Origin of the sequence: Streptomyces endophyticus (assembly GCF_035798155.1) — a bacterium.
GTDB lineage: Bacteria > Actinomycetota > Actinomycetes > Streptomycetales > Streptomycetaceae > Streptomyces > Streptomyces endophyticus.
The window spans coordinates 1-25,646 of record NZ_JAOZYC010000075.1 but is presented as its reverse complement, the minus strand read 5'-3'; the positions used below and the strand labels follow the sequence as shown (position 1 = coordinate 25,646).

Genomic DNA, 25,646 nt, shown 5'->3' with positions numbered 1-25,646 from the left:
GGCGACGGTGCGTCACATGCCAGGCGGCCAGCTGGGAAAAGTGTCGCAGTCGTACGTATAACTGCGACATTTTTCCGCGCACACCACTCGCCACGGACGCGGACTCGCCAACGGTGTCCGCTACCGGGGGTGCCACCGCGCAGCGATCTTGAGACCCTCACCTCCAGCAGCACCTGTCCGCCCGCCCGAAGGAGCCACCATGTCCGCCCCCGTCGCCACGACCGGATCCGCCGCGCCCCGCCCCGACGCGCCCGACCCGGCGACGCTGCAGAAGCTGGAGCACGCGCTGCGGGAGGCCGTGCCGCACGGCGAGGTCGCCTTCGGCAAGCGGCGGCGCGCCGAGTACGCCCAGGACGCCTCCGTGTACCGGCAGGTGCCCGCGGCGGTCGTGCTGCCCGCCGACACCGACGAGTTGGCTGCCGCGCTCGCCGCCTGCCACGGCCTCGACGTCGCGGTCACCCTGCGCGGAGCGGGCACCTCCATCGCCGGACAGGCAGTCGGCGACGGCGTCGTCATCGACACTTCACGCAGCCTCAACCGCATCGTCGAGATCGACGCCGAGGCGCACACCGCCCGCGTCGAACCCGGCGTCGTCCTCGACCGCCTCCAGGACGCCTGCAAGCCGCACGGCCTGCGCTTCGGCCCCGACCCCTCCACACACGCCCGCTGCACCATCGGCGGCATGATCGGCAACAACGCCTGCGGCACCCACTCGGTGGCCTGGGGCCGCACCGCAGACAACATCGTCGAGCTGGAGGTCCTCACGTACGACGGCGAGCGGATCACCCTGCGCTCCCTCGACGCCGAGGAACTGCAGCACGTCATAGACGAGGGCGGCCGCACCGGCGAGATCCACGCCCGGCTGCGCGAGCTGCGCGACCGGCATCTGGCCATGCTGCGCACGGAGTTCGGCCGCTTCCGCCGCCAGGTCTCCGGCTACAGCCTCGAACACCTCCTGCCGGAGAACGGCTTCGACCTCGCGGCGGCACTGGTCGGCACCGAGGGCACCTGCGTGGTCGTCGTGTCGGCCACCGTGAAACTCGTCGAACTCCCCGCCCGCCGCACCCTCGTGGCGCTCGGCTTCTCCGACCTCCCCGCCGCGGGCGACGCCGCCCGCCACGTCCTGCGCCACGACCCCATCGCCTGCGAGGGCCTGGGCGGCGACCAGGTCGCGGCGCTGCGCCGCAACGTCCCCGACGCCCGCCCCGAGGAGATGCTCCCCGAGGGCGCGGGCTGGCTGCTGTGCGAGTTCGGCCACGCGGACGCGACGCCCGACCCGGAGGCCGAACAGGCCCGCGCCGAGGCGCTGTTGAAGGACACCGGCGCCGTCGACGTGCGCCTCGTACAGAGCCCCGCCGAACAGGCCGCCCTGTGGCGCATCCGCGAGGACAGCTCGGGCCTCGCCACCCGCGCCCCCGACGGGTCCGAGGCCTGGCCCGGCTGGGAGGACTCCGCCGTCCCCGTCGAACACCTCGGCGACTACCTGCGTGACCTGGCCCGACTCCTGGACAGCCACGGCCTCCAGGGCACCCCGTACGGCCACTTCGGCGAGGGCTGCGTGCACATCCGCATCGACTTCGACCACGAGACGGCCGAAGGCGTGTGGATCTTCCGTACGTTCATGAAGGACGCGGCCGAACTCGTCGCCCGGCACGGTGGCACGCTCTCCGGCGAGCACGGCGACGGACAGGCCCGCGCCGAGTTCCTGCCGCTGGTCTACAGCGAGCAGGCGATGGAGGCCTTCGGCGAGTTCAAGGCCGTCTGGGACCCGGAGAACCGGCTCAACCCCGGCATCCTCGTCCACCCCCGCCCCGCCGACGAACGCCTGCGCATCACCGCGGGCCACCGACCCACCCTCCAACTCACCACCACGCTCGCCCTCGCCGAGGACGACGGGGACCTCACCAAGGCGCTGCGCCGCTGCGTCGGCATCGCCAAGTGCCGCACCGCGTCCGGCGGCGTGATGTGCCCCAGTTACCGCGCCACCGGGGACGAGAAGGACTCCACGCGCGGGCGCGCACGCGTGCTCTACGAAATGGTGCAGGGTGACGTCATCACCGACGGCTGGCAGTCGGAGGAGGCCGCCGAGGCGCTCGACCTCTGCCTGTCCTGCAAGGGCTGCAAGAGCGACTGCCCCGTGGGCGTCGACATGGCCTCCTACAAGGCGGAGTTCCTGCACCACCACTACAAGGGCAAGCGCCGCCCCGCCTCCCACTACGCACTCGGCTGGCTGCCCCTGTGGTCGCACCTCGCGGGCCTCGCGCCGAGCCTCGTCAACGCGGTGACGCGCAACAAGAAGGCGGCCGCACTCCTCAAGAAGGCGGGCGGCATCGCCCCGGAGCGCCCCGTCCCGCCCTTCGCCGGACGCCGCTTCCGTACGAGCTTCAAGAAGCGCCGCAACGTGCCGGCGCCCGGCAGCCGTGGCAAGGTCCTCCTCTGGCCCGACACCTTCACCGAGTTCATGTCGCCGGAGGTGGGCCGTGCGGCCGTCGTCGTCCTGGAACACGCCGGCTTCGAGGTCGTCCTGCCGCCCGACCGCCTGTGCTGCGGACTGACCTGGCACACGACGGGCCAACTCGACATGGCCAAGAAGGTGTTGGAACGCACGCTCAAGGCCGTCGACCCCTATCTGCGGCAGGGCATGCCGCTGGTCGGCCTGGAGCCCAGCTGCACCTCCCTGTTCCGCACGGACGCCACGGAACTGTTCCCCGACGACCCGCGCGCCAAGCGCCTCGCCGAGCAGACCGTGACCCTCGCCGAACTCCTCGACCAGCGCGCCCCCGACGTCGACTTCGGCCGGCTCGACGACGTCACCGCCCTGACCCAGACGCACTGCCACCAGCACGCCACGCTCGGCAGCAAGGCGGACGACCGGGTGCTCGCCCGCGTCGGCGTGGACAGCGGCCGCCTCGACTCCGGCTGCTGCGGCCTGGCAGGCAACTTCGGCTTCGAGGACGGCCATTACGACGTGTCGGTCGCGGTCGGCGAACAGGCGCTGCTCCCGGCCCTGCGCGAGGCGGCCGACGACACGGTGGTCCTCGCGGACGGCTACAGCTGCCGCACCCAGATCACCCAGCTCTCCGACCGCAGGCCACGCCATCTCGCGGAACTGCTCAGGGACGCGTTGAGGGGGCGGCGGGGCAACTGAAAGGCCCGCCCGCAGCCCACGTGCCCGGCGCGCCACCCGTAGGGAACTCCCGGTGATGCACGCGGTACAGGAGCGTTTGCTGTCCGATCCCTTGCCGCACTCGTGCGATCTTTGTACGTTGCAGCAGTCATCGCAGGAAGCGCTTTCACCGCTTGCCCCGGGGAGGGGACATGACGCCTGGCACCACCGCGCCGCCACGCCGTCGCAGATCCGTACGGCTGAGGCCGTGGACCGTCGCGACGGCGGTCGGGGCCGCGCTGCTGACCACCGCGTTCGCCGCGCCGACCGGACCATCGCCAGCACCGGGTGGCCCGAACGGAATCCGCGGAAGCCTGGTCGCGGGCTACGACTTCGAGCACCCGGACCCCGCGGACGCCGGGCGTGAACTGAGCCTCGGGTCCTCCGGCGCCGCCCTGTCGCTGGTCAACGGAGGGGCGGCGATGCGCGTGCACGACGACGCCGATCCGCGCCGAGGTCACGTCCTGCAGACCCGGCAGGTGGCTCCGGACGCGGCGGGCAACGACGACTGGAAGGCGGGCCTGTACGACCCGAAGGGCGCGGCCTCGCTGCACGCGTTCAACGGGGCGCGGCAGGCGACCGTCATGGGCTGGTTCCGCACCACCGGGCAGAACCCGAGCCCCAACACGGGAACCGCGGACCCTTCCGACCTCTACAACGCCATCGGTCTCGCAGGCGTCCTGACCGGGGACTCCAACGGGCACGACGTCCGGGCCCTGCTCGAACTGATCGACGTGGACGGCGAGTTGCGCCTCGTCGCACTCGGCCGCCGCGTGGACGGCTCCGCCTCGCAGACCTTCGCCGCCGACGGTGACTGGCGTACGCATCTGCCCGACGGCACGTGGGTCCACCTGGCCGCCACCTTCGACTTCGACACGGGCAGGATGGCGCTCTACCGCAACGGCCGCCCCCTGACCGGGAGTTACGTACGGGACGACGACCCGTGGGCCCTCGAAGGCGCACCGGAGCCCGATCTCGCCTCGCCGACCGACCCGCGCGGCATCAAGATCGGCGGGAGCTTCCCGCAGAACACCCGCGAGGGCAACCCCTGCAACTGCCGCATGGACGACCTGCTGTTCCTGGACAGGGCCGCCACCCCCGGCCAGGTGATGGCCCAGTACCGCCTGAGCGGCGGTCGGCCCGCCGCCTGACCCCGCACGTCCTGAAGCCCTTGTACGAAGGGAGTACCCGTGACCTCGCACGTCCGTCCCCGTAAGAGATCTCTCCTGGTCCAACTGCTGGCCGGCGCCCTGCTCGCGGCGTTCCTCACCGCGGCCCCCGCGGGCGCGGCCGAAGCACCGGTCGACGGGGCGAAGGACGCCGCCCTCACCGACCCCATCCCCGGCAAACCCATCACCTCCGGCCTCGGCCTGGAGGTCGAGGAGCTCGCGCAGCTCCCGAAGTCCGAGCCGCTCCCGGGCCCGGTCGAGGACAACCGTCTCATCCGTCACAACCGGATCAACTACCTCACCCAGTTCCCGGACGGCTCCGGCCGCCTGGCCGTCCCTGACCAGAACGGCACCCTGTACTCCCTCGCCAAGGACGGCTCCGGGCAACACCCCTACCTGGACCTGTACAAGGAGTTCTCCTCCGCCTTCTACGCCAGCCGGGGCCTGGGCACCGGCTTCGGCTACGTCGCGTTCGACCCGGACTTCAAGCACAACGGCCGCTTCTACACGGTCCACACCGAGAAGCCCGAACTCACGTCCGCCAAGCCGGACTTCGACCAGCCCAGCGGAAACGGGTTCCACGGCATCGTCACCGAGTGGACCGCCGACGACCCACGCGCCGCGACCTTCTCCGGCACCCACCGCGAACTCCTGCGCATCGGCTTCAACGGCCAGGTGCACGGCATCCAGCAGATCGGCTTCGACCCGACCGCGAAGCCGGGCGACAAGGACCACGGGCTGCTCTACATCGCGGTCGGCGACGGCGGAAAGGGCTCCACCACCGGCGACCCGCAGAACCGCGCCATCCCGCACGGCAAGCTCCTGCGCATCGACCCGCGGGGCGACAACAGCGCGAACGGCGCGTACGGCATCCCGCCGGGCAACCCGTTCGTCGGCGAGTCCGGCACCCTCGGAGAGATCTACGCGATCGGCATGCGCGACCCCCACCGCTTCAGCTGGGACCCGCGCACCCACCGCATGTACCTCGCCCACATCGGCGAGCACGCCATCGAGTCCGTCTACGAGGTGAAGGCCGGCGACAACTACGGCTGGAGCGAACGCGAAGGCGCCTTCACCTTCGACAAGACGACCACCGACCCGTGCGCCAAGATCCGTCCGCTCCCCGCCGACGACGCGAAGAACGGCTACACCTATCCGGTCGCCGCCTACGACCACGACCCGCCGGCCGACTGGGACTGCAAGTCCGACGTCGGCCGCGGCATCTCCGGCGGCTACGTCTACCGCGGCCACGATCTGCACGGCCTGCAGGGCAAGTACCTCTTCGGCGACATCGTCGACGGCCGGCTGCTCTACACCGACGCCGCCGACATGCGCCGCGCGAAGCCGGGAGCCGAACAGCGTCTGGCGCGCATGTACAGCCTGATGGTGTACGACGCGAAGTCCGGCAAGCGCGTCTCCATGCGCGAACTGGCCGGCGACGAGCGCGTCGACCTGCGGTTCGGGCAGGACGCCGACGGCGAGCTGTATCTGCTCTCCAAGGCCAACGGCAAGATCTGGAAGGTCACCGGGACCCGCAGGTTCGCGAGCTGCGACACCGACGGCACCACGCTCACCAACGTGATGGGCTCGGAGAACTGGGCGCCGGTCACCCCGTCCAAGTGGCGGTTCACCGACGGCCAGGCGGTCATGACCGAGCCGGGCGTCGCACGCCCCGGTCCGCGCCGCCCCTTCGAGTACGCCGTCCTCACCGCAGGTCCCGCGTTCCGCAACGTACGGATCGACGCCGAGGTGCGCATCGACACCCCCGTCGACATCGACAACCGGGACGTGATCGTCGTCTTCGGCCACGAGTCGGACACGAAGTTCGGCTACGCGCACCTCTCGCAGGACAACACCATCTATCCGCACAACGGGATCTTCACGGTCGACGACGCCGACCGGCTGCGGGTGGAGGACCAGTGGGACGGCGTCACCGGCGCGCCGCCCGCGATCAGCGACGAGGCATGGCACAAGGTCACGGTGGTGCGCTGCGGGGAGACCGGGGAGACGGCCGCGTACATGGATGGTTCGCGGTACCCACTGATGACGGCGGTGAGCGCGCGGCCCGGGGACGGACGGATCGGGTTCGGTTCGTTCGACAACGCCGGCCGGCTACGTGGTCTGAAGGTCTCCGGCACGTCGTAGGGGCGCCCTGCCACGGCTCGGCAGGCCGCCCCCGCCGCGGCTCAACGCCCATGCGCCTACGCGGCGCCGAGCGTCTCCAGGATGACCCGGAGATGCTCGGCGCTGCGGCGGATGAACGCGTCCCCGTCGTAGGGCTCGGCCCGGAACCGTTCGACGCTGGGCACCTCGCCGTTCGCTGCGCGGGCGGCGTACTGCTCGGCCAGCCGGAACAGCTCCTTCTTCTCGCTCTCGACCAGGTCGGGATGGAGCGCGAGCCACACCGGGTCGTTCAGGCCGATGGGGAGGGCGAGCGTGGGTCCAGCGGGCTCGATCGACGCCCACAGGTCCGGGGTGTGCGCATGGAGCGCGCCCAGCAGCGCGGGCCAGTCGATGACCCCGAGGCCGACGGGGGAGAAGGTGCGGGCAAGTCCCTGCTCGATGGGGGCGAGGAGCGAGTCGCGCAGGTGTGTGGCCCGCACATAGGGGGCCACGCGGTGGGCCGCCGCCACCGGGTCCTCGCCGCGTACGAGCACGTTGGCGGTGTCGAAGGTGATGCCCAGCGCGTCGGGGCCGACGGACTCGACGAGACGGACCACCTCGGTGCTGGTGATCTCCTCGTGCGTCTCGATGTTCAGGTGGCAGTCGAAGTGCCGGGCCACGGGCGCCAGTTGGTGCAGGAACTTGTCGATCGCCGCCAGCTGGTCCGGCCAGGGCGCGTCGCTGCGGAACCGGTCGACGGCGTAGTAGCCGGGAAGGTCGCGCTTGTAGTTGCCGCAGGCCACCCAGAGTTCGCCGCAGTCGGCGCCCTCGCGGCACGCCTCGATCATCCTGGTCATGCCGCGCGTGTAGTCCCCGTCGCCGAGCACGCGGACCTCGGGCGCCTCGGCGGCGGCGTACGGGTTGACCTTGGCGAGCCCCATCTGGAGGTACAGGCCGAGGTGGTCGGCGTGATGGCGCAGCTCCCTGAGGACGCCGCGGTCGAGCGTCGGTGTGATGTCGAGAACCGTACGGAAGTAGACGCCCTCCATGCCGAGGGCGTGGGCGCGGTCGAGGATCCCCACGGGGGTGAGCTGCGCGGCTCCGGGAAGCTTGCTGCCGTCAACACCGATCTTCATGTTCTCTCCTTGCTGTTGGCTCAGTGGTCGTGTGCGGGGGAGGGAGCGGAGGAAGCGGAGGGAGCCCCTACCGGCCCCATTCGGAGAAGCGCAGGTTCGCGGCGTAGGAGAAGTGTTTGACCTGCGGACCGAGGACCGCGGTGAAGCGGGCCCGGTAGAGGACGATGGTCGGCGACCTGGCGCGCCACTTCCTGACGAGCTCGTCCACGATCGGCTGCTGTTCGGTGGCGTCCGCGGTCCTGCTGAGCTTGTTCAGCAGCCGGGTGGTTCCCGGGATGCAGATGTGCTGGTTGTTGAACTCGCTGCCGCACGTCAGCTTCTTGCGCAGCTCGTAGCCGCCGATCGGCGTGCTGTTCTCGAAGAGCAGGCCCGCCTGGTACGTGCCGTCGTTGAAGAGCGTCGAGAAGTCCGTCGGGGGCTTGGCGTCGATGTCGACCCGGACCCCGATGGCCTGCCACGAGGACTGCAGCACGGCAGCGAGCTCCGAGGAGCCGGGCGACGACGGATTGATCATCAGACGGAGCGTCGGGGACTTCGCGCCGGAGGCGGCGAGCAGCCGCTTCGCCCGGGCCGGATCGTAGGACAGCGCCGGTTCGAGCCCGCGCCGATAGCCAGCCATGCCCGGCACCAGCGGCCCGTAGTAGGAGTCGCCGTAGCCATAGGCAACGGCCTTGATGATGCCCTTGTACGGGATCGCGTAGGTCAGCGCCCGACGGAAGTCCGCGTTGCCCGTCAGCCGGTCCTCGTAGTTCAGCGACACCGTCACCGGTGTGGCGCTGGGGGCGCTGACGACGGTGCAGCAGTCGTCCTTGTTCAGCCGGTCGACGCTCTGCGGAGGCAGCCCCACGGTCACGTCGGCCTGCCGGTTCTCGGCCTGAAGCAGCAGCGTGGAGACCGACGGATTGAAGTTCACCCGGATCGTGGGCTCCAGGGCCGGCTTCCCGTAGTAATGGGGATTCCGCTTCAGGATGGCGTGGTTGTTCGGTACGTACTCGGCGAGGACGTACGGGCCGCTGCTGCTCGCCGTGTGGCTCTGGAGCCACTGGTTGGGGGCGTTGCGCCGCACGCCGCCGTGGGCCTCGATCTCCTTCGGGTCGTAGATCGAACCCCGGCTCTGGGCCAGGCTGTACAGGATCGCCGGATTGGCGCTGCGCAGCCGCAGAACCACCGTGGTGCTGTCCGGCGCCTCGACGCCCGTGACGAGCCCGGGCTTGGTGATGCCCAATTGCAGCGACAGCGAGCCGCAGGCACCCATCGTCAGGGTCCGGTCGATCGAGTACTTGACGGCCGCCGCGTCCAGGGGATGGCCGTTGGCGAACTTCTCGCCGGGCCGCAGCTTGAAGGTGTACGTCCTGCCGCCGTCGGACACCTTCCAGCCGGTCGCCAGGTCTGGCCGCACCTTGCCGGGATCCGGGTCGGCCGAGGTGACACCACCGGACTTCGTTGTGGAGAGCTTGACGAGGCGTCCGTAGAAATTGCTGGCGAAGCTGTTGTCGTCGCCGGGGCAGACGAACGCGGGGTCGAGGCTGCTGAGGCTGCTCGCCCAGTTCACGGTGAACGGCCGCTTCCCGCCGCTCGTCGGGACGGTGGGGCCCGAGACGCTGCAGGCCGTCGTCGTCAGCATGGCGGCGAGTGCTGCCGCCAGGAAGGTGCGTCTGCCGGTGGCCCGCGGCGCGGGCTTGTGGTGTGGCATGAGCTCTCCTCTCTCAGAGGCTGCCGGGGGTGCCGCCCAGGGGCGCGAGCATCTCGCCGGGGAAGTGGCAGGCCGCCATGTGTCCCGGGGTGACCTCCCGCAACACCGGGGCGGACGAGGCGCATTCGGAGCGTTGGGAGCCGACCGGACACCGGGCGCGCAGAGGACACCCCTGGCCGGACCCTCCGTGGTCGACGACCGCCGGGTCCTGGAACACGGTGCGCCGCGCGTCCATGACGTCCGGGTCCGGTACGGGCGCCGCCATGAGCAGCGTCAGGGTGTACGGGTGCAGCGGGCGCGCGAAGAGTTCCTTCGACTCCGCCAGCTCCACGATCTCGCCGCGGTACATGACCGCGATGCGATGGCAGAGGTACTGCGCGACGGCGAGGTCGTGGACGATGAACAGATACGTCAGATCGAGTTCTTGCTGCAACGAAGTGAGCAGATTGAGGACCTGAGCCTGCACCGAGACATCGAGCGCGGTGACCGGCTCGTCCAGGACGACCAGCTCGGGGTTCATCACGAGGGCGCGCGCGATCGCGACCCGCTGGCGCTGGCCACCGGAGAAGGCGTGCGCGTTGCGCTCCGCCAGGGCCGCGGAAAAGCCGACCCGCTCCAGCATCCGCAGCGCCCGCTCCCTGCGGGTCGCCTCGTCGCGCTCGCCGTGCACCACAAGGGGTTCCTCGACGAGTTCGCGCACCGAGAACCGGGGATCCAGGGAGCCGTAGGGGTCCTGGAAGACCATCTGCATACGGGCCCGCAGCCGCCTGAGTTCCTCGCGCGGCAGCGCGCGCACGTCGGTGCCGTCGAACCGGATCGAACCGGCGTCGGGCTCGACCAGGCGGAGCACGCAGGAGGCCGCGGTGGACTTCCCCGAGCCGGACTCCCCGACCAGGCCGACGGTCTCACCGCGCACGATGTCGAACGAGACGTCGTGCAGCGCCTTCACCTCCGGCCTCCCACGCGGCCGCAGACCGGAACGCTTGCCCTTGTACGTCTTGGACAGGCCGCTGACTTCCAGCAGGGGCCGCTCGGGCTCCGCCGGAACGGCAGGCTGCGCGGTCACGTGGTCTCCTCCCGCTCGTGGACACCTGGGAAATGGCATTTGGCGAGCTGCCTGCCGCCGTGCCCGTCGCCGCGAGCGCCGACCTGGACGAGCTCGGGCTCGGTGCTCTTGCACAGGGAGTTGCCCTTGCCCCGCGGGCAGCGCGGTTCGAAGGCGCAGCCGTGCGGAGGCGAGGTGGGATCGGGCAGCGCCCCCGGAATCGTGGCGAGCGGTCCCTGCTGCCTGCGGTCCGTGCGCAGCACACAGTCGAGCAGCTGCCGCGAGTAGGGATGCGCGGCGGACCGGAACAGCTCCCTGCTGGGGCTCTCCTCGATCAACTGCCCCGCGTACATCACCTGCACGCTGTCGCAGAAGCCCGCGACGATCCCGAGGTTGTGCGTGATCAGCATCAGTGCCGCCCCGCGATCCGTGACGAGGCGGTCGAGCAGCCCCAGGACCTGCGCCTGGGTCGTGACGTCGAGGGCGGTGGTGGGTTCGTCCGCGATGACGAGCTCCGGCGAGTTCGCCAGGGCCATGGCGATGAGCACGCGCTGGCGCATGCCGCCCGAGTACTGGTGCGGATGATCCGAAAGACGGTGCTCCGGGTCGGCCACCCCGACCTCGCCCAGGAGATCCGCGGCCTGCCGGCGGGCGACCCGTCGGCTCACCGGCTGGTGCGCCCGGATGCTCTCGACGAGCTGGGAGCCGATCGTGCGGATGGGGTCGAACGCGCTCATCGGATCCTGGAACACCAGGGAGATGCGGCGGCCCCGGATCCGGGACATCTCCTTGTCCGGGAGACCCCGCAGATTCCGGCCCTCCAGCAGGATCTCACCGCCGGTGACCCGGCCCGGCGACTGCACGAGTCCCACGATGGACATGGCCATCGCGGACTTGCCGGAGCCGGACTCGCCGACGATGGCGAGGCGTTGGCGCCTGCGCACGGAGAAGCTGACGTCGCGGACGGCCGCGACCCGCCCGCCGGCGGTAGCGAACTCGGTCTTCAGGCCGCGCACTTCCAGCAGTGTGTCCGTGTCGGTGTGCCGCCGCGCGGGGCCGGGCACCGCAGGTGTGTTGAGGTCGGTCTCGGTCATGTCAGCTCACTCCCGCGCGCAGCCGTGGGTCGACGGCCACGTAGATGACATCGGCGACGAAGCTCACGCTCACGTAGAGCACGGCGCTGAGCAGGATGACGCCCTGCACCACGGAGAAGTCCTTCTGGAGGATGGCGTCGACGGTCAGGGAGCCGACCCCGGGCCACCCGAAGACCCTCTCCACCAGCACGCTGCCGGTCATGAGCTCGGCGAAGAGCATGGAGGTGGCCGCGACGAGTGACAGCAGGGAGTTGGGCACCGCGTGGCGCAGGAACACCGAGCGTCGGCTCACACCGCGGCTGCGGGCCACGGTGATGAACGGCTCGCGCAGGGTGTTGCGCAGTTGGGAGCGGAACAGCCTGCTCAGGAAAGCGAAGGGACCGACCGCGATCATGAAGGCGGGCAGCACCAGATGCCATGCGGCATCCAGGAACGTCCGGAACTGCCCGGCCATGAGCGCGTCGATGGTGTAGAAGCCGGTGAACCCGGGAGGTGGCGCGATGTGCGGGGACAGCCGCCCCTCGGGCCCCGGGAAAATGCCGAGCTTCACGGAGAGCAGCAGGATGGCGATCAGGGCGAGCCAGAACGGCGGCGACCCCATGGCCAGGGAGGACGAGGTGCGCAGCGCGAGGTCGGCGCCGCGCTTCCTGCGGTACACCGCGAGCGCGCCGAAGACGATGGCGAGGGTGAGGGCGGTGACGACGCCCGCGACGCCGAGTTCCATGGTGGCCGGCAGGCGGGTGCGGACGAGTGTCGTGACGGGCTGTCCGGTGCTGAAGGAGAAGCCGAAGTCGCCGCGCGAGACGTCGGAGAGGTAGTTCCAGAACTGCAGCGGCAGCGCGTCGCCGAGCCCCATGGACTCACGCAGCTTCTCGATGGTCGCGGGGTCGGCGAGTTCGCCGCCGATGAGGCGGGCCGGGTCGCCGGGGAGCTTGCGCAGGAGGAAGAAGGAGAAGATCGAGGCTCCGAGCACGGTCGCGACAGCGACGCCGGCCCGTTTCGCGATGACGTTGAGCATGGTGTGCCTCCGGTCATTCCGCGGCGATGAACTCGCCGCGAGGATCCAGCAGTTCGCGGGCCCGGTCGGCGACGATGGTCGTCAGGGTGACCGCGATCAGCAGCACGAGTCCGGGGAAGGCGGCCAGCCACCACTGGCCGGTGAGGAAGAACTGCTGGCCATCCGTGATCATGGCCCCGAGCTCGGCGGTGGGCGCCTGCGCGCCCATGCCGAGGAAGCCCAGAGCGGCCAGCGAGAGCACTGAGGCGCCGAACACGGCGGCCATCTGGAGCACGATCGTCGAGATCAGATGGGGCAGGATGTGCCGGAACAGGACCCGTCCCCGCGTCGCGCCGATCGCGTGCGTGGAGCGGACGAAGTCCAGCGAGGAGATCCGCAGCACCTCGCCCCGCAGCGTGCGCATGTACCAGGGGAAGGAGTGGATCGCCAGGCCGATGACGATCGCCGTGACGCCCGGCTTGTACGCCATGACGACCGCCATGGCGAGCATGATGGCGGGGAAGCACAGGATCGAGTTCGTGAGCCAGGTCAAGGCGGTGTCGACGTACCCGCCCAGCGCACCCGCCAGCAGTCCGGTGGTGCACCCCAGGACCGCCCCCGCGGCCACCACGATCAGACCCGCGCCCAGCGAGGTCCTGGCGCCGGTGAGGACCCGCGCCATCATGTCCCGGCCGAGGTTGTCGGTGCCGAGCGGGTGGGCGGAGGAGGGTGGTAGCAACTGCTCTGTGAGGTGGACGGTGTTGGAGCCGTGCGGCCACAGCCACGGCCCGACCAGGAGGACCACCGCCAGGAGGGCGAGGCCCGACAGGGCCGAGATCAGGACCCGGTCACCGTGCAGCAATCGGCAGCGGGGCGGGGCGGGCGGCGCCGCCGTCGAGGTGTCAGTCGCGGTGTCAACTGTCGTCGCTGTCACGGGGACCTCCGGTGATCGCGGACAGGGTGCGGCGCAGGAATGCCGCGCTCTCGTCGAGTTCGGCGCGGCGTGCGGCGGCGCCGGGGTCGGCGGCGAGGTCCTCCAGGCTGGGCCCGTCCCCGCGACGGGCACGTGTCTCGCACGTCCACGCGCCACGTACCAGGGTGGCCAACTCGGCTGCGCGCACGTGAGGTTCGGCCTCGAACCAGCTCGGGTCGAAGATGTCCGTGTCGAACCGGCCCCGATGCTGTTCCAGTGTCAGCCGCTCGGCCGGTGACTCCTCCAGGAGCGTGGTGAGGATGGCGCGCCAGTCCAGAACTCCGGCCCCGCACGGCCGCAGCTTTCGCCTCAGCCCTCCCTCGACGAAGTAGAGCGCCACGTCCTCGAGATGTGTCTGGTGGACGTGGGGCGCGAGCCGTTTGACGGCCTCGGCCGGGTCCTCGCCGCGCACCACCAGATTGGCCACGTCCAGGCTCACGCCGACGACGTCCGGTCCGCAGCGCTCGACCAGGCGCAGCACTTCGTAGGAGGAGAGGTCCTCGTGGGTCTTGAGGTTCAGGCGCAGTCCTTCGCCGCGCAGGAGCGGTAACAGGGCTTCCATCGTCTGCCGGATGCCGTCGAGTTGTTCGTTGTGCGTCGCCTTGCCGTGCGTTGCCTCCCCGTGCGTCGCCGCTCCGGGCATGCGAACGGTCCGCGTGTACGCGAAGAACTGCCGGCAGCCGACCGCCTGAGCAGCCCTGATCATTGCCGTCAGTTCCGCCAACTGGGCATCGAAATCACGGGCGGGACCCAAGGAGCCGATGCCCGTCTCTACGTAGAGGCCCAGTTCCGCGGCCTGTTCGGCGGTGGCCCGGAGCGTGGCCTCGTCGAGGTCGGGGCTGATCGCCCGCGGCGTGGCGAACAGCACGCCTTCGAGCCCTCGGGCGTGGGCGAACCGCAGTGCGTCCTCGGGAGAGCCGTCGGCGAAGCCCTGCGGGCTGCCGCACATGGCCCCGATCCTCATGCGGCGCTCGCCGGTGACCACTGGCGCTGAAAGGGCGTCAACTGCGGGGATGGGAGGGGTAGTTGCCTGTGACGTCGTGGTCGTCATGAGTTATGATTATCAGTCGTCTGATGTTTGTGGAAGGGGGCGTGCAGGAGGAGCCGGGCCGGGACGCTAAATCGGCGCGGCCGGTGTCGAGCGGTGTCTTGCGGTGTCTACTCTCGAGGTGTGATGAACATGCTGAAGGTCAATCGGGTGTCGACGGTCGATGCCGTGATCGACGCGATCAGGACGCAGATCAGCGAGGGGGAGTGGGTCCCGGGCGACCGGCTCCCGTCGGAGGCGGAGCTGACCAAGACCCTTGGAATCAGCCGCGCTTCACTGAGGGAGGCGACGCGGGCCCTGGTGCACGCGGGGCTGCTGGCGGTGCGGCAGGGCGACGGCACCTACGTCGTCGCTGTCGACGAGGCCGCCGTGACGCTCAGCCGCAAAATCACGAACAGCAAGTCGAGCGAGGTGGTCGAGGTGCGCCGCGGACTCGACGCCGCCGCGGTGCCGCTCGCGGCCGTGCGCCGCACCGAAGCCGATCTGACGGCGATGCGCGAGGCGCTCGACGACCGGAACCGGCACGCGGAGGCCGGTGACCCCGACGGGTTCGTCGAGGCGGACCTCCGCTTCCACATGGCGGTCGCGCAGGCCTCGCACAACGAGCTGCTGATCGACTTCTACGCGAGCCTCAACGTGCCCTTCCGCAAGTCCCTGGGCGGCGCGGTGGGTCAGGGAACCAGGGAGCACGAGGCCCTCTACCGGGCCATCGAGCGGCACGACACCGAGGCGGCGACGGAGCTGGCGCTCGCCATCGTCGCCCGCATGGAGCCGCCGGGGCCGCCGGAAACGTGACGGCGGGGCCGCCCCCCGACGGCCCCGCAGTCCTCACCCCGTACCGGCAGCAGCCTCACACCCGAACCGACACCTCGGTCCCCGCCGGCACCTCGGCCCGAAGTGACCGCCCCGCCGTCTCCGGCATCCGGATCAGCGGCACCAGGGCCAACAGCGCGGCCGCCGCCATGTAGTAGCCCGGCACCAGATGGTCCCCGGTCGACGCGATCAGTGCCGTGATGGCCAGTGGAGCCGTCCCGCCGAACAGGGACGTGGCACAGTTGTAGCCGATCGCGAAGGCGCTGTAGCGCACATGGGCCGGGAAGAGGGCGGGCAGCGTCGAGGCCACCGAGGCCTGAAGCATGACCAGGAGGAGCCCGAGGACCGCGACGCCCGCCACGGTGGCGGCAGTTGAGCCCTGGCCGATCAGCCACACCGCGGGCACGGACAGGACGAGCGAGCCCACGCACGACGTGAGCACGACCGGTTTGCGGCCGATGCGGTCGGTGAGCGCGCCGATCGGCAGGATGACCACCATCATCGCCACCATCACGGTCATCGGTACCAGATCGCTGGCCAGGTCGCCGATGCCGAGGACCGACTTCAAGTACGTGGGCATGTACGTCAGAAGCGCGTAGTCGGTCACGTTCAGGAGCAGAGTGAAGGCCATCAGGATGCCGATCATGCGCCAGTGCTTCAGCGTCTCTCGCCGCGGCACCTTCGACGTCGCCTCGCGTTCGGACATCTCCTGGAACACCGGGGTGTCCTCCAGCCGCATCCGCAGATACAGGCCGATCGCGCCCAGCGGCAACGCCACCAGGAACGGCACCCGCCAGGCCCACGCGTCGACCGTCGCCGGGTCGACCGCGGTGGACACGAACGTGGCGAGCGCGGCGCCCGACGTCAGGCCGATCAGCGTGCCGAACTCCAGGAAGGCGCCGAAGAATCCGCGCCGCCGGTCGGGCGCGTACTCCGCCATGAACGTGGCGGCGCCGCCGTACTCCCCGCCGGTGGAGAAGCCCTGCACCATCCGGCACAGCACGAGCAGCAGCGGCGCGGCCGCCCCGGCCGTCGCGTACGTGGGCAGCACGCCGATCGCGAAGGTGGCGAGCGACATCAGGGACAGCGTCAGGACGAGCACCCGCTGGCGTCCGATGCGGTCGCCGAGCGGCCCGAACACCATGCCGCCGAAGGGCCGCACGGCGAACGACACCGCCAGCACGCCGAACGTGGAGAGCATCTGCGACAGCGAGTCGCCGGAGGGGAAGAACGCGCGGCCGACGTGGACGGCGAGATAGCCGTAGATCCCGTAGTCGAACCACTCGATGGCGTTGCCCATGGCGGCGGCGGCCACGACACGGCGAAGGGTCTTCGGCGGGACCGGCGGACGCCCGTGGCCGTTGCCGTCGGCCGGTTGGTGCGAGAGAGGATCCATGGCGGTGCGCCTTCCGCTGATCTCAGACTGTCTATTGTCAACAACTGGAATGTTGGCAATCGCTGAGCATGAGATCAGGTGCGCGGAATGTTTGGCAAGATCCGGAGAGACTTCAGTTGACGCGCTTTTCCGGCCGCTCGCCGAGCTCGGCCGTCGGCACCCGGAACGTCTCCCGCAGCCCCTACGCGCAGAGCGCCAGGACGATCGCCGCCGCAGCGGAGTAGGGGCCGACGCCGATGGGGGGTGCCGTCGAAGGCGAGCAGGAGCGGGAAGCGTCAGAAGCGGCGGAAGCCCCGAGCGGCGGCCGTGTCCGGGGTGCCGACCGCGTAGTCGAGCGCGCCGCCCGCGACATCGAGGCCGACGGTGAAGAGGGTGCCCCACTGCTCGTGCAGGGGCTTCGCGGCGTCCGGTCGCATGCACACGATGGCGCCCGCCCCCGCGCTCCCGCACAGCGCCGCGGCCCGCTCGGCGGGTCCGAGCCCCGGCAGCGCGGAGCGGACCGAACGCAGATGGGCGAGGCGCTCGGCCGTCGACGAGTCACCTGGGCAGACATCGCCGGCCGCGAGTTCCGGGTCGAGGAAGTGGTTGGTGTGCAGCAGCCAGCCGTCGTCTCCGGGCCGGACCACGGCGAGGCCGCGCGGGGAGAGTTCGAGGCTGGCGGCGGCCTCGGCGGTGACGACCGTCAGCGAGGTGGAGGCGGTGACCCGGGCCGAACCGGCGATCTCCACGGCCTGGTCGAGGGTGTCTGCCTCGTCGAGGATGCGGCGCGCGACCGCGTGCACGGGGACGCCGCTGCCTTCGCCGTCGGCGCGGTGGAACAGGATGTTGAAGTGCACGCCGAGGCCCGCGCTGTTCACCCCGATCTTGGCCGGCGCGCCGAACTCGGTGAACAGCTTCACCGTACGTCCCTCGGTCGGCGTCAGCTCGTGCAACAGGGCGGCGGGGACCAGGAGTTCGTGCCAGTCCCACGTCTGCACGGTCTGCGGGGCGGCGCCCACGGGCGCGTACACGGCCGTCGAGCACTCGCCCTCCCCGGCCGGCGGGCACAGCGCGAGGATCTCCGTGCGGGCGCCGACCGCCGCGACCTGCCAGCGCTCGACGCCCGCCGCGTCGGCGCAGGCGTCCGACTCCTCGGCGAGCCCCGGAGCCCATGCCCGCAGCGCCTCGTGGCTGCGCTCGGCGAGTTCCCGTACGCGCTGCGCGGGCAGGCCGAGCGCGGCGAAGTGCTCCACGTACAGCGTGCTCACGCGCCGTATCTCGCCGCCGAACCGGCCGCCGAGCAGCGCTCCGCGCTCGCGGGGGTCGACGGTGTCGGTGGTCAGGGTGTGCAGATCCACGGGTGTTCCTTCCGGGCCCCGCCGGGGCCGTGTGTCGGTGCGGCGCCGATCACGCTAGGAAGGTAAAACGTTTTATACAATGCCTGACCGAAACAAGTGCCTGACCGAAGCAATTGCCTGGCCGAAACAACTGACCCGAAGAAGCAGAGGAGCGGCGGCGTGGCGCGCACCCAGGGCATCACCATCAAGGACGTGGCCCGCAGGGCCGGCGTGTCGATCACCGCCGTCTCGCACGCGCTCAACGGCAAGGGCACGCTGAGCGCCGCCACCCGCGAGCACATCCGCGAGGTCGCCGACGAGATGGGCTACGCGGCGGACGCCCTCGCCCGCGGCATGCGCAGCTCCACGATGGGCGCGGTCGGCCTCGTGCTGCGTTCCCTCGACGCGCTCGGCGACTACAAGCCGGAAGGCGTCGACGTCTTCGAGAAGTTCGTCGGGGCCGCCGCCTCCCAGGCCCTCGCCCGCGGCCTGAGCCTGATGCTGGTGCCCGACCTGACCCGGGCGCCGGTGCCGCCCCTGACGTTCTCCATGGACGGCTACATCATCACCAACCCGCACCGCGACGACCCGGTCGTCGCCCTGCTCGACAAGCGCGGCATCCCCTACGTCACCTACGGCCGCGCCCCCGGACGCCCGGACTTCCCGTACTGGGCCTCGGAGGACGACGCGGCCTCGGCGCGCCTGGTCCTCGACCACCTGGCGGCCCGGGGCGCCCGCAGCATCGCCCTCGTGCGTGGCACCGACGCGAACGCCTGGAACGACGAGCACGAAGAGGCGTACGCAGCCTGGTGCGCCGCCCGGAACATGCCCGCCCGCCTCTACGAACTGGCCGAGCGCGCGGGCGTCGGGGGCGGCGTCGACCTCGCCCGCCGGATCACGGCCGACGGCCTGCCGGACGCCGTGTTCTGCCTGACGGGCCGACACGCGGCGGGCGTTCAGGAAGGACTCATCGCCCAGGGAATCGCGGTCCCCGATCAGGTGATGGTGGTCGCCGGCTCCGACTCCGAGCACTCCCGGGGCGCCCGCCCCACCATCTCCGCGCTCGAACTGGACCCGGTCGGCAGCTCGGGCGCGCTCCTGGACATCTTGCAGGCCCTGATCGCCGGTACGGAACCGGCCGCTCCGCGCATCACGCAGGCGCATTTGAGGGAGCGGGAGTCGACGCGGAGACGGCCCGGGTGACCGATTCGTGTCCGCGACGCGTCGTATACCGATGAGTTCTGCCCCGCCCGCCGGTCGATGAGTGTTAGTTGGTGCAGAGCCGACCGACAACCAGTGAAACAACCAGTGAAGCAACCAGGGAGATCCGACATGCGCACGCTGATCAGCACGGCCTTCGTGTCCCTCGACGGAGTCGTGGAGGCGCCCGGCGGCGAGCCCGGGTACCGCAACTCAGGGTGGACCTTCAAGGGCGTCGACTTCGTGCCCGAGGCGTTCGAGATCAAGGGCCGGGAGCAGACCGAGGCCACCGCGATGCTGTTCGGCCGGGTCAGCTACGAGGCGTTCAGTCCGGTGTGGCCGGGCATGGAGGAGTTCGCCGAGTACAAGCCGATGCCGAAGTACGTCGTGTCCACCACCCTCAAGTCGGGTGACCTGGTGTCCGGTTGGGGCGAGACGTCGATCCTGCGCTCGCTCGACGAGGTCGCCGCGCTGAAGGAGACCGAGGGTGGCCCGATCATCATGCACGGCAGCGCCACCCTCAATCAGAACCTGTCGGACGCGGGCCTCATCGACCGCTACCACCTGCTGGTCTTCCCGCTGCTGCTCGGCGCGGGCAAGCGACTGTTCAGCGGCACCGACAAGGACACCCAGCATCTGAAGCTCGTCGAGCACGAGGCGTATGCGAACGGGCTGCAGAAGAACGTCTTCGACGTCGTGCGCTGAGGCCTTCTGGGTGTTTCGTCACGCGTCGAAGTCGGTGGAGCGGGCGAGCTTCTCCCAGGCACCCAACTCCGCTCGCGAGCCGTCGAGTTGAGCGGTGATCGCATCGACCGCGTCATTGCCGAGCGGCAGGCGCAGCGGCGGCTCGTCGGCGTCCACGGCGGTCAGGATGGCGGACGCGGCCTTGGCCGGGTCGCCGGGCTCCTGGCCGCTGCCGCCCGGCAGCGCGGACAGGACGGGGCCCACGGTGTCCTGGTACGCGTCCAGCGTCGATACGGGCGTGAGATCGGCGGAGCCGGCGAACCCGGTTCGGAACGCGCCGGGCTCGACGATCAGCACCCGGATGCCGAGCGGCGCGACCTCGGCGGCCAGCGCCTCGGAGAGCCCTTCCAGGGCGAACTTGGTGGCGCAGTACGCGCCGACGCCGGCGAACGCGAATCGCCCGCCCATGCTGGTCAGTTGGACGATGGTGCCCGAGCCGCGGCGGCGCATGTGCGGCAGCACGGCCCGGGTGAGCGCGGCCGGGCCGAAGAAGTGCAGGTCCATCAGGTCCCGCAGCTCGGCGTCCGTGGCCTCCTCGACCGCCCCGACCATGCCACGCCCCGCGTTGTTGACCAGGACGTCGATCCGGCCGTGCCGGGCGGCCACGCCGTCGACCGCGGCCTGGACGTCGCCGATGGCGGTGACGTCAAGCGCCAGCGTCTCGACCTGGTCCGGATGCGCGGCGACCAGATCGTCGAGCGGCGCGGTGCGGCGGGCGGCAGCCACCACGACATCCCCCGCGGCCACCGCGGCCTCGGTGATCGCCCGGCCGAACCCGCTGCTCGCTCCCGTGACCAGCCAAACCCTGTTCATGGTGTGCTCCTCGACCGGGGGAGTCGCCGCGGTCGGCGGCCCCTGTGCGAACTACCTTGCTGCACGGGCCAGTTGCCCGAACAAGATCTGTCGTGATAGCCGATGGTTATGGACGTTCACGGGCGGGATCTGAGGTACTTCACCGCGGTGGCCGAGGAGCTGCACTTCACGCGTGCGGCCGAGCGGCTGTACGTCTCGCAGCCCGCGCTGAGCAAGCAGATCCGGATGCTGGAGAAGCAGGTGGGGGCCGCGCTGTTCGAGCGTGACCGGCGCGATGTGCGGCTGACGGAGGTGGGGGAGGCGCTGTTGCCGCACGCCCGGCGGATGGTCGCCGAGTGGGAGGCGGCACGGGAAACGCTCGCCAAGCTGGTGGCGGATCGGGCAGCGGCCCTCGTGGTGGGCATGAGCACGAGTCCGGGGCGCGGGGGCGTGCTGCCGGCGATCCGCTCCCGCTTCACCGCCGAGCATCCCGACACCCGGCTCCGGGTCCGCCAGGTGTCCTGGGACGACTCGACCGCGGGGCTCGCCGACGGCGCGAGCGACGTGGCGTTCGTGTGGCTGCCGCTGCCGGAACAGGAGCGCTACCGGTGGGTGCCGGTCGCCGAGGAGCCCCGGCTGGTCGCGATGGCCGAGACGCACCCACTTGCCGATCGCGAGGCGGTCGACTTCGTCGATCTGCTGAACGAGCCATTCCTCGCGCTGCCCGAGAGCGCCGGGCCGCTGCGGGACTACTGGCTCGCCACCGAAGCGCGCGGCGGGCAACCCACGGTCATCGGCGCGGAGGTGGCCAGCGCAGAGGAGACGTACGAGGCGCTCGCCGCGGAGCTCGGCGTCGTCCTGATCGCGCTCGGCAACGCACCGCTGGTGACCCTCGGCGGCGTCGTCACCCGCCCCGTCCGCGGCGTCTCGCCCAGCCGCTTCGTCCTGGCCTGGCGCGCCGACGACCGCCGCCCGCTGGTGCACGCGTACGCGCGCGCCGCCGAGGCCCTCAGCGGCGGAAACCGTACTCCGCCCACCTCTCGACCACGCGCCGCCGCACGTTCTCGGGGAACGAGTTCCGGAACGAAGCGGTGATCCCCGGTGCCCCACCGGCCAGTTGGGCGGGGAGCAGACAGCTGATGACGGCCTTGCCGCCGCGGCCCGTGCGCGCCTCCTCCGGGGTGAGGTAGGGGACCATGGGGATGCCGGGCGCCTGCGGGTACACGTATTCGCCGGTGCCGGGGTGGTAGCGCGTCGCCATCGCCCACACCAACTGGTCGATATCGGTGACGTCGATGTCGTCGGCCACCAGGATCACCTTCGGGACGAGCCATCCGGTGTGCGAGCCGAACAGCACCTCGGCGACGGCGTCGGCCAGTTGGCGCTCGCTCAGCTCCATGCCGGCCAGCCGCCCGATGTCGACGGAGACGGCGATCCAGCAGGTCGCGGCCTCGTACGAGCACCAGGCCATGGAGACGGGAAGCCCGCTGGAGCGCAGCAGGTCCAGGCTGGTCGCCGAGATCATCGTGCCCCAGATGGTGTGGTTCTCCTCCGGCGGCAGGCCCGCCACGCACACCGGCAGAATGGGATCGTCGCGGTGGGTGACGGTCTCCACGTGGAAGAGCGGCTGCGGCTTGCTCTCCGCGAACGAATACCCGTGGTACTCGCCCATCGGCCCCTCCGGGGCGGTCTCGTCCGGGCTGATCCAACCCTCCAGCACGATCTCCGAGTTGGCGGGAACACGCAGGTCGTGCAGCTCGGTGCGGACGACGTCGACGGGGCTGCCGGCGAGGGCGCCCACGTACCCGTCCTCGTTCACCTCGGCGGGCAGCGGCATGCCCGCGGCGGCCAGCGCGGCGGGCGGAGCCCCGAGGACCATGGCCCAGGGCGTGGGCTCGCCCCGCTCCCGCCACATCTGGTGGATCATGCCGAGGTGCTGCTGCGGCATGGCGGGCCCGACGAGCGTGCGCGGCCCGTGCAGCATCGTGCGGCTGACGGACCAGCTCGTCCACCGGCCGTCGGGCGTGCGCACCACATGGAAGCCGTACGTCCCGAAGTACCGCCCGCCGTCCTCGGCGTGCAGCAGCGGGACGGGGAAACGGGTGAGGTCGACGTCCTCGCCCGTCAGAACGTTCTCCTTGCAGGGCCCGCCGTCCACGACGCGCGGGGGGAGGGGATCGGCGTGCATCGCCGAGATGAGCCGTTCAAGGAGTTCGCGCGGCGTGGTCTCGCGGGGGAGTCCGAAGTGCGCGGCGAGCCGCCCGTACGCGCCGTCCGCACGTCCGGTGAGCCCGGCGGGCGCGCCGAGGACGCGATGTCCCGGCTCGCCCTCGGTGAGGTTGCTGAACAGGGGGGCGGGGCCGCGCGTCTCGTACACGCGCCGCGTGATGGCGCCGACCTCAAGGGTGGGGCTGACCGGTTGACGGATGTCGACCGCGTCGCCCGCCTCGATCAACTCCTGCACGAAATCACGGAAGTTGAGCGCGCTGCCGCGTTGCGTCATGACAGACCCTTTCCTGCGGGCGAGGGCCGACAGAGTCGACTCTCCCCGAAGACATCACACACAGTTATTACGTACACGTCCTACCTGCCTCACGGTAAAGTACGTACACGTCCTAATCAACCGAGGGGTCCCACAGATGTCCCGTCCGACGTCCCGGAAGAGCGCGCACGCCGAAGCCCTGGAAGCGGCACTCGACGGGCTCGGGCCGCTCGCCCGCCAGCTGAACCAGCTGCACACACGGCTCTGGTACGAGGAGGTCCACCAGGACCTGACCGGCCCGCAGTTCACCGTCCTGAGCCTGCTCGACCTGCACGGCGACATGGACCAGGGCACGCTCGGCACCCTGGCCCACCTCGACAAGTCGACGGCCGCACCGCTCCTGGAGCGACTGCGCAAGCGGGGCCTGCTGGACCTGGAGAAGGACGAACGCGACCGCCGCCGCAAACTCGTCCGCATCACGGAGAGCGGCCGTCACCTGGTGACCCGCCTGGCGCCCGGCGTCACGGACGTGAGCGACCAGTTGCTGGACGTGCTCACAGGGGAGGAGCGGGAGGAGTTCCTGCGGATGCTGCGACTGGTGACGTCCCGGCAGGGGGACGCGTGAACCGTCGGCCGGAGTCGACGGCTTCGGCGTCGCTTGAGAGGGTCGGTGTCATGGCGACGACCACCGTGACCGGAGACTTCGACCTGACCATGGACGAGCTGCGCGCGGTCGCGCGGTACGCCGTGCGCAGCGCCGAGCAGGTGCTCCCCGTGTTCGAGGCCGCCGCGCCCGACGACCCGCGGCCCCGCGCGGCCGTCGCCGCCGCGTGGGAGTTCGTCAACGGCGCGAAGCGGTCCCGGCTGCAGCGGGTCACCGCGCTCGACGCGCACCGGGCCGCCGCGACGGCGGACACCGAAGCGGTACGCCTCGCCGCGCGCGCATCGGGCGACGCCGCCTCCGCCGCGTACCTGCACCCGATCGCGAAGGCCACCCAGGTCGGCCACATCCTGCGCGCCGCGGCGTGCGCGGCCCGTGTGGCGGAGCTGGCCGCGGGTGGCGATCCGGAGGCGGGGGAGCGGGACATCGAGCAGGCCCGGCGGCGCGCCACGCCCGTCCTCGTCGACGTGCTGAACCGGTACCCGGCGGCGCCTCGGGGGAAGGGGCGTGTGGCGCACTTGATGAGCGCGCTCGACGCGTCGTTGCGTGACACGCGCCGCCCGTAGCGTTTAACTCAGCCGTCGCCGAACCGCGGGTCCGTCTCCACGAGCCGGGCGAGGTTCGCCAGCGCCATCCGCGTGCCCGTCTCGTTCTGGTCGGCGGGCACGACGTCGGGGATCCCCTCGTGCAGCATGCGCACTTCGGTGCCGCCGTCCGCGTCGGTGAGGGTGGTGGTCATCGTCATCGTGTCGCGCAGCGCGGGATCGGCGGACTCGAAGGCGAGCACCTCGACCACCTGCTCGTCCGGCACGAGCCTGGCGAAGTGTCCGTGGTACGTGTCGGTGTGCGAGCCCGACTTGCCGCTCGCGGTCGGCGCGTCGTAGGTGAGCGAGACCCGGAACCTTCCGCCTTCGCGGGCGTCGAACTCGTGCACGTGGCTGGTCATGCCGGCGGGCACCCGCCAGTGCGCGATCGCGTCCGCGTCGACGAGCGCCCGGTAGACGGCGGCACGCGGCGCGTTCACGTGCTGGGAGAGCTCCGTCGAGTACATCGGCCGAGCGTAGCGTCCGGCAAGGGATGAGGCGGGGCGCGGCGGGGACGGTTCGGCCGGGCCCGAAGAGTTCCATGCCTAGCGTGGGGCGCATGAACCGAACCGTGCATGAAGTGCGTCGCTACGAGGACGTACGGGCCGCGCTGGCGGACCCGATCCTGGTGCCGGAACTGCCGGCCGCCGCCGAGGGGCCCGTGGGCGCGTCGATGGCCTGGCTGCGGGCCTCGGTGCCCCGGTTCAGCTCGGGCGGGACGCATGCGGCGCGCCGGGCGCTGGTGGAGACCGAGCTCGCCCGCCTGGACGTGGCGCGACTGGAGAAGGCGGCGGCCCACTGGCCCGACGCCGCCGCCAAGGACGCGGCGCCGCACGTCGTGCGCACCCTTGCGCAGGCCCTGGGCTATCCGGAACCCGAGATGGTGGCGGAGGCGGTCGCGGCCGTGGCGGGCGCCTATTTCGGCGGTGAGGGCCCGGAGGCCGACGCGGCGGTGGCCCGGCTCGTCGACCTGTTGTCGCCGGCCGGGCAGCCGCACGGCTCCCACGAAGTCGCCGCCCGGATCTGCCTCCTCGAGCAGGCCCGCGATGCGACCGCGGCCCTGATCCGCCAGGCGGATGGCGCCCTTGCCGGAGCCCGCCCCACCGACGCCCGTCCCACCGGCGCCCGCCCGACCGGCGCCCGCCCCGTCGAGCGGCTGCTCCATGAAACGTTGCGCGACGACCCGCCCGTCCGCGCCCTGCGCCGAGTCGCCGCCCGCGACACCCGCGTCGCC

21 protein-coding genes and 1 pseudogene are annotated in these 25,646 nt (G+C 71.1%); 10 read left to right on the top strand and 12 right to left on the bottom strand.

Annotation, left to right across the window (positions count from 1 at the left end):
* Window positions 1-199: 199 nt before the first annotated feature.
* The 3 genes from OKJ99_RS09595 (at window position 200) to OKJ99_RS09585 (ending at window position 6,480) form a co-directional block, all read left to right on the top strand.
* Window positions 200-3,148 carry an FAD-binding and (Fe-S)-binding domain-containing protein gene (locus OKJ99_RS09595; RefSeq protein ID WP_326015434.1) on the top strand — a complete coding sequence of 983 codons (2,949 nt, stop codon included), beginning with the start codon at window positions 200-202 and terminating at the stop codon, window positions 3,146-3,148.
* 170 nt (window positions 3,149-3,318) lie between these two features.
* Window positions 3,319-4,317 (top strand): hypothetical protein, encoded by a 999-nt coding sequence (locus tag OKJ99_RS09590; protein WP_326015433.1) that lies wholly within the window; start codon window positions 3,319-3,321, stop codon window positions 4,315-4,317.
* 39 nt (window positions 4,318-4,356) lie between these two features.
* On the top strand, window positions 4,357-6,480 hold the full coding sequence (locus OKJ99_RS09585) for a PQQ-dependent sugar dehydrogenase (RefSeq protein ID WP_326015432.1): 2,124 nt from the start codon (window positions 4,357-4,359) through the stop codon (window positions 6,478-6,480).
* A gap of 56 nt (window positions 6,481-6,536) precedes the next feature.
* On the opposite strand, the gene OKJ99_RS09580 is transcribed toward OKJ99_RS09585, so the two are convergent.
* The 7 genes from OKJ99_RS09580 to OKJ99_RS09550 form a co-directional block, all read right to left on the bottom strand.
* Entirely contained in the window at window positions 6,537-7,574 is a 1,038-nt protein-coding gene (locus tag OKJ99_RS09580; protein ID WP_326015431.1) for a sugar phosphate isomerase/epimerase family protein, read from the bottom strand.
* 67 nt (window positions 7,575-7,641) lie between these two features.
* The gene (locus tag OKJ99_RS09575; RefSeq protein ID WP_326015430.1) at window positions 7,642-9,267 is read right to left on the bottom strand and encodes an ABC transporter substrate-binding protein; all 1,626 of its coding nucleotides are present in this window, start codon (window positions 9,265-9,267) and stop codon (window positions 7,642-7,644) included.
* A gap of 13 nt (window positions 9,268-9,280) precedes the next feature.
* On the bottom strand, window positions 9,281-10,333 hold the full coding sequence (locus OKJ99_RS09570; protein ID WP_326015429.1) for an ABC transporter ATP-binding protein: 1,053 nt from the start codon (window positions 10,331-10,333) through the stop codon (window positions 9,281-9,283).
* On the bottom strand, window positions 10,330-11,406 hold the full coding sequence (locus tag OKJ99_RS09565; RefSeq protein ID WP_326015428.1) for an ABC transporter ATP-binding protein: 1,077 nt from the start codon (window positions 11,404-11,406) through the stop codon (window positions 10,330-10,332). Before OKJ99_RS09565 ends, OKJ99_RS09570 begins: the two co-directional genes overlap by 4 nt.
* Before the next feature lies 1 nt (window position 11,407).
* Window positions 11,408-12,424 carry an ABC transporter permease gene (locus OKJ99_RS09560; RefSeq protein ID WP_326015427.1) on the bottom strand — a complete coding sequence of 339 codons (1,017 nt, stop codon included), beginning with the start codon at window positions 12,422-12,424 and terminating at the stop codon, window positions 11,408-11,410.
* Between the two features lie 13 nt (window positions 12,425-12,437).
* Window positions 12,438-13,337 carry an ABC transporter permease gene (locus OKJ99_RS09555; protein WP_326015426.1) on the bottom strand — a complete coding sequence of 300 codons (900 nt, stop codon included), beginning with the start codon at window positions 13,335-13,337 and terminating at the stop codon, window positions 12,438-12,440.
* Window positions 13,318-14,325 carry a sugar phosphate isomerase/epimerase family protein gene (locus OKJ99_RS09550; protein ID WP_326015425.1) on the bottom strand — a complete coding sequence of 336 codons (1,008 nt, stop codon included), beginning with the start codon at window positions 14,323-14,325 and terminating at the stop codon, window positions 13,318-13,320. Before OKJ99_RS09550 ends, OKJ99_RS09555 begins: the two co-directional genes overlap by 20 nt.
* 231 nt (window positions 14,326-14,556) lie before the next feature.
* Between OKJ99_RS09550 and OKJ99_RS09545 the strand changes: the two genes are divergently transcribed.
* The gene (locus tag OKJ99_RS09545) at window positions 14,557-15,219 is read left to right on the top strand and encodes a FadR/GntR family transcriptional regulator (RefSeq protein ID WP_326015424.1); all 663 of its coding nucleotides are present in this window, start codon (window positions 14,557-14,559) and stop codon (window positions 15,217-15,219) included.
* Window positions 15,220-15,274: 55 nt separating this feature from the next.
* Here OKJ99_RS09545 and OKJ99_RS09540 read toward each other — a convergent pair whose 3' ends face one another.
* Complete coding sequence (locus tag OKJ99_RS09540; protein WP_326015423.1) at window positions 15,275-16,633, bottom strand: MFS transporter; 1,359 nt, start codon at window positions 16,631-16,633, stop codon at window positions 15,275-15,277.
* A 275-nt stretch (window positions 16,634-16,908) separates the two neighbouring features.
* Window positions 16,909-17,970 carry a C45 family peptidase gene (locus OKJ99_RS09535; RefSeq protein WP_326015422.1) on the bottom strand — a complete coding sequence of 354 codons (1,062 nt, stop codon included), beginning with the start codon at window positions 17,968-17,970 and terminating at the stop codon, window positions 16,909-16,911.
* Between the two features lie 159 nt (window positions 17,971-18,129).
* Here OKJ99_RS09535 and OKJ99_RS09530 point away from each other — a divergent pair, with 159 nt between their 5' ends.
* Entirely contained in the window at window positions 18,130-19,152 is a 1,023-nt protein-coding gene (locus OKJ99_RS09530; protein ID WP_326015421.1) for a LacI family DNA-binding transcriptional regulator, read from the top strand.
* A 129-nt stretch (window positions 19,153-19,281) separates the two neighbouring features.
* On the top strand, window positions 19,282-19,854 hold the full coding sequence (locus OKJ99_RS09525; RefSeq protein ID WP_326015420.1) for a dihydrofolate reductase family protein: 573 nt from the start codon (window positions 19,282-19,284) through the stop codon (window positions 19,852-19,854).
* Between the two features lie 18 nt (window positions 19,855-19,872).
* Here the strand turns inward: OKJ99_RS09525 and OKJ99_RS09520 are convergent, their stop codons facing one another.
* Entirely contained in the window at window positions 19,873-20,706 is an 834-nt protein-coding gene (locus OKJ99_RS09520; RefSeq protein ID WP_326015419.1) for an oxidoreductase, read from the bottom strand.
* Between the two features lie 102 nt (window positions 20,707-20,808).
* Here OKJ99_RS09520 and OKJ99_RS09515 point away from each other — a divergent pair, with 102 nt between their 5' ends.
* Window positions 20,809-21,780, top strand: coding sequence for a LysR family transcriptional regulator (locus tag OKJ99_RS09515; RefSeq protein WP_326015418.1), 972 nt, complete (start codon window positions 20,809-20,811; stop codon window positions 21,778-21,780).
* Here the strand turns inward: OKJ99_RS09515 and OKJ99_RS09510 are convergent.
* Complete coding sequence (locus tag OKJ99_RS09510) at window positions 21,695-23,188, bottom strand: UbiD family decarboxylase (RefSeq protein WP_326015417.1); 1,494 nt, start codon at window positions 23,186-23,188, stop codon at window positions 21,695-21,697. The two genes, OKJ99_RS09515 and OKJ99_RS09510, sit on opposite strands and share 86 nt — an antisense overlap.
* Before the next feature lie 136 nt (window positions 23,189-23,324).
* Here OKJ99_RS09510 and OKJ99_RS09505 point away from each other — a divergent pair, with 136 nt between their 5' ends.
* A complete protein-coding gene (locus OKJ99_RS09505) occupies window positions 23,325-23,792 on the top strand; it encodes a MarR family winged helix-turn-helix transcriptional regulator (protein WP_326015416.1) in 468 nt (155 codons plus the stop codon).
* Window positions 23,793-23,842: 50 nt separating this feature from the next.
* On the top strand, window positions 23,843-24,394 hold the full coding sequence (locus OKJ99_RS09500; protein WP_326015415.1) for a putative immunity protein: 552 nt from the start codon (window positions 23,843-23,845) through the stop codon (window positions 24,392-24,394).
* Window positions 24,395-24,402: 8 nt separating this feature from the next.
* Here OKJ99_RS09500 and OKJ99_RS09495 read toward each other — a convergent pair whose 3' ends face one another.
* The gene (locus OKJ99_RS09495) at window positions 24,403-24,879 is read right to left on the bottom strand and encodes an SRPBCC domain-containing protein (RefSeq protein WP_326015414.1); all 477 of its coding nucleotides are present in this window, start codon (window positions 24,877-24,879) and stop codon (window positions 24,403-24,405) included.
* Window positions 24,880-24,971: 92 nt separating this feature from the next.
* On the opposite strand from OKJ99_RS09495, the pseudogene OKJ99_RS09490 reads away from it, so the two are divergent.
* Window positions 24,972-25,646: pseudogene (locus tag OKJ99_RS09490) on the top strand (isocitrate lyase/phosphoenolpyruvate mutase family protein); the annotation flags it as partial.

What these genes read in the sequence shown, in the direction of transcription:
- OKJ99_RS09560 (WP_326015427.1), bottom strand. Translation starts at nt 12,424, where the DNA reads ATGCTCAACGTCATCGCGAAACGGGCCGGCGTCGCTGTCGCGACCGTG.
- OKJ99_RS09575 (WP_326015430.1), bottom strand. Translation starts at nt 9,267, where the DNA reads ATGCCACACCACAAGCCCGCGCCGCGGGCCACCGGCAGACGCACCTTC.
- OKJ99_RS09590 (WP_326015433.1), top strand. Translation starts at nt 3,319, where the DNA reads ATGACGCCTGGCACCACCGCGCCGCCACGCCGTCGCAGATCCGTACGG.
- OKJ99_RS09540 (WP_326015423.1), bottom strand. Translation starts at nt 16,633, where the DNA reads ATGGATCCTCTCTCGCACCAACCGGCCGACGGCAACGGCCACGGGCGT.
- OKJ99_RS09520 (WP_326015419.1), bottom strand. Translation starts at nt 20,706, where the DNA reads ATGAACAGGGTTTGGCTGGTCACGGGAGCGAGCAGCGGGTTCGGCCGG.
- OKJ99_RS09505 (WP_326015416.1), top strand. Translation starts at nt 23,325, where the DNA reads ATGTCCCGTCCGACGTCCCGGAAGAGCGCGCACGCCGAAGCCCTGGAA.
- OKJ99_RS09565 (WP_326015428.1), bottom strand. Translation starts at nt 11,406, where the DNA reads ATGACCGAGACCGACCTCAACACACCTGCGGTGCCCGGCCCCGCGCGG.
- OKJ99_RS09515 (WP_326015418.1), top strand. Translation starts at nt 20,809, where the DNA reads ATGGTTATGGACGTTCACGGGCGGGATCTGAGGTACTTCACCGCGGTG.
- OKJ99_RS09495 (WP_326015414.1), bottom strand. Translation starts at nt 24,879, where the DNA reads ATGTACTCGACGGAGCTCTCCCAGCACGTGAACGCGCCGCGTGCCGCC.
- OKJ99_RS09545 (WP_326015424.1), top strand. Translation starts at nt 14,557, where the DNA reads ATGCTGAAGGTCAATCGGGTGTCGACGGTCGATGCCGTGATCGACGCG.
- OKJ99_RS09525 (WP_326015420.1), top strand. Translation starts at nt 19,282, where the DNA reads ATGCGCACGCTGATCAGCACGGCCTTCGTGTCCCTCGACGGAGTCGTG.
- OKJ99_RS09580 (WP_326015431.1), bottom strand. Translation starts at nt 7,574, where the DNA reads ATGAAGATCGGTGTTGACGGCAGCAAGCTTCCCGGAGCCGCGCAGCTC.
- OKJ99_RS09550 (WP_326015425.1), bottom strand. Translation starts at nt 14,325, where the DNA reads ATGTGCGGCAGCCCGCAGGGCTTCGCCGACGGCTCTCCCGAGGACGCA.
- OKJ99_RS09500 (WP_326015415.1), top strand. Translation starts at nt 23,843, where the DNA reads ATGGCGACGACCACCGTGACCGGAGACTTCGACCTGACCATGGACGAG.
- OKJ99_RS09510 (WP_326015417.1), bottom strand. Translation starts at nt 23,188, where the DNA reads ATGACGCAACGCGGCAGCGCGCTCAACTTCCGTGATTTCGTGCAGGAG.
- OKJ99_RS09595 (WP_326015434.1), top strand. Translation starts at nt 200, where the DNA reads ATGTCCGCCCCCGTCGCCACGACCGGATCCGCCGCGCCCCGCCCCGAC.